Below are 2,480 nucleotides of genomic sequence, written 5' to 3'. Positions count from 1 at the left end.
ACTATCCATAGAAACAGGCTATTCCAAATACGGAAATAAGTTAGTGACATTCTAAATAGAAAAGTGAGGTAGTATCACATGCTTGATACGAAATCTTTAGAACCGTATTTTCGTTTTTCTAATTCACCAGGTATTCAGTATATCGGAACTTATTGTCCAGATTATTCTAAAGATGAAAATAAACATGTAAAAGATTTTTTACGAAAACTCATAGATTGCCTTTCGCATGTTGAACCAGCATACAGCCATGAAATTATATTAAGATTTTTACAGGATGAAACATATCAACGATAGATGCTATCACATGCGAATTTTCAGTCCGCATTCGATGAACAAGCAAAAGATTCTATTATTCATGTGCTAGTAAATGAGTCTAAAATAATAGAAACAGTAAGTACTAGAATGAAGCAGTTAATAAACCGAGTACGAAAGCCGATGGATCCTGATAAGTATGTTTTACTAGATTTCATTCAAAAGGCAAGTACATATTTTGTACCAATAGACGATGGACATATGTTTGATTCTATGACCAAAAGCGGATTAATTGGATTTTTGCTCGGACAAGAGTGGATATTTGATTTTGGAGAGATGGACGAGTTTGAATGGACGCCTTTTATCCATATTCAGTTCTTGGGGCATATAGTGCAATATAATGAGTTATTCATCTATTTACCAAAAAAAGATTTTATAAATCTAAAAGGAACTGACCTAGAAAAGTATGTAAGTGAAAGATTTTTAGATATGGCAAACCATAACACTACTTTTAAAGTAGATTTCATGAACAGGGAACACCGAAAACAAATTGAAGCATATATGCTTGAGAAAAGTGTATAGCATGCAATTAAAATCATGTGAGGAGTATACAAAATGGAACTGATCCGTAAGTATCATATTTTCTACGCTTGGACAATCGCTACAAGTGCAATGTTGATTAGTTTGTTTTTTAGTGAATGGATGAAGTTACCTCCATGTGATTTGTGCTGGTATCAAAGAATGGCCATGTATCCATTAGTATTAATATTGGGGATAGGAATGTATAGCAGAGATCCGTATGTCAGCACGTATGCATTCTCATTTGCGTGTATCGGCTTAATATTATCTGTATATCAAATTACAATTCAAACGTTTCCTGCTAGTGAGATGAAGATATGTTCAGTAGGAGTTCCTTGTACAGAAGATTACCTGAATTTATTTGGTTTTATCTCGATACCTATGCTATCTTTTGTTGGATTTTTAGCTATAATCGTACTTCTGTACATAAAACCAAACAGTAAATTAAATCGGAGTAAAACAGATCGCTAAACAAGAGAGATTTACATGTAAGTCTAATTAAATGCATTAAAAACATAATTTAATAATAAAAAATATGAAAAGGAAGTTAACAAAAATGAAAACACTACAAGTAAACAATGAAATGAACAAAATTCCAGAGTCAGATGTAGAATTACTTAAGATCATGGCTCACCCAGTTAGACTACAAATTGTAAAAGAGTTAGAACATCGTAAGATTTGTAATGTAACACAGTTAACGGAGCTATTAAATATACCTCAATCTACCGTATCTCAGCATCTATCTAAAATGCGCGGGAAAATTCTTCGTGCAGAAAGAAAAGGATTGGAGATGTACTACCATGTTGCGAATACTAAAGCATGCCAAATTGTCGGAGTATTAGGTCTGTAATTCTACCTCGAGAAAGAGTATTGTTAAATATAGCTGCAACAGCTGCAGAATGATAAGTTTACAAGCTTAGGGTTTAGTCCTTCTAATGATGGAGGAGCTGACTGTGGTGGAAAGTTGATATAAGAGTTACTAAAAAAGAGTGCAAAACATTAAAATGTACCCTATAGAATAGACACTTGAAAAAAGTCTATTCTATAGGATATTTCTTGTATAATAAAAGGGAAATTGGGATCGGAGAATGTTGGAAAGGACAAAAAAACTATTTACAGAAAGAGAAATTCAAATTCTATCAAATAACCTATACGTAAAATCTGTAAGTCAGAATGGTATCACTTATACAGAGGAATTTAAGCATATTTTTATTGGGGAAAATGAAAAAGGAAAGCTACCTCGAAATATTTTTGAAGAATGTGGTTTTGATATAGATATGATTGGAATGAAACGAGTTATGTCATCGGGAAGTAGATGGCGTTCTGCTTATAGAAAAAAATGGTGTATTGGGTATAAGGGATACATGTATCGAAAACGCTGGAAGAACTCTTGAGAGAGAGCTTACGTTAGAAGAAAAGTATGCCCGTTTAGAAGCCGAACGAAACTTACTAAAGGCGGAAAACCAATTGCTAAAAAAAATCAAACTTATGGAAGGGAGGAGAAGAAGGAAATAACACTACCACCTAGTCAGAAATTTATCTTGATTCGTTCTGTCATCATGAAATACAACTTAAGGAATATGGTCAGTCATTTGTGTAAAGTAGCTGGTGTATCCCGTTCGGGATACTATAATTACTTTTCAGTTTCA

4 protein-coding genes and 1 pseudogene are annotated in these 2,480 nt (G+C 33.2%); all 5 read left to right on the top strand.

The genetic code is table 11. The annotated features are described in order from the left end of the window. Nucleotides 1-78: 78 nt before the first annotated feature. Nucleotides 79-294, top strand: a complete 216-nt coding sequence (locus ACS2CR_RS33915; RefSeq protein ID WP_325839136.1) for a hypothetical protein — start codon at nt 79-81, stop codon at nt 292-294. After that, entirely contained in the window at nt 295-834 is a 540-nt protein-coding gene (locus ACS2CR_RS33910; protein WP_309567702.1) for a hypothetical protein, read from the top strand. A gap of 33 nt (nt 835-867) precedes the next feature. Further along, nucleotides 868-1,302, top strand: coding sequence for a disulfide oxidoreductase (locus ACS2CR_RS33905; protein ID WP_309567701.1), 435 nt, complete (start codon nt 868-870; stop codon nt 1,300-1,302). Nucleotides 1,303-1,387: 85 nt separating this feature from the next. Then, complete coding sequence (locus tag ACS2CR_RS33900; RefSeq protein ID WP_309567700.1) at nt 1,388-1,681, top strand: ArsR/SmtB family transcription factor; 294 nt, start codon at nt 1,388-1,390, stop codon at nt 1,679-1,681. A 238-nt stretch (nt 1,682-1,919) separates the two neighbouring features. Continuing rightward, nucleotides 1,920-2,480: pseudogene (locus ACS2CR_RS33895) on the top strand (HTH domain-containing protein); the annotation flags it as partial.

The sequence above is a fragment of the Bacillus cereus group sp. BceL291 genome, assembly GCF_051776705.1.
Lineage (GTDB): Bacteria > Bacillota > Bacilli > Bacillales > Bacillaceae_G > Bacillus_A > Bacillus_A cereus.
Note: the sequence above shows the minus strand (reverse complement) of the source record. Positions and strands in the feature narration are given on the sequence as shown.

What these genes read in the sequence shown, in the direction of transcription:
- ACS2CR_RS33900 (WP_309567700.1), top strand. Translation starts at nt 1,388, where the DNA reads ATGAAAACACTACAAGTAAACAATGAAATGAACAAAATTCCAGAGTCA.
- ACS2CR_RS33915 (WP_325839136.1), top strand. Translation starts at nt 79, where the DNA reads ATGCTTGATACGAAATCTTTAGAACCGTATTTTCGTTTTTCTAATTCA.
- ACS2CR_RS33905 (WP_309567701.1), top strand. Translation starts at nt 868, where the DNA reads ATGGAACTGATCCGTAAGTATCATATTTTCTACGCTTGGACAATCGCT.
- ACS2CR_RS33910 (WP_309567702.1), top strand. Translation starts at nt 295, where the DNA reads ATGCTATCACATGCGAATTTTCAGTCCGCATTCGATGAACAAGCAAAA.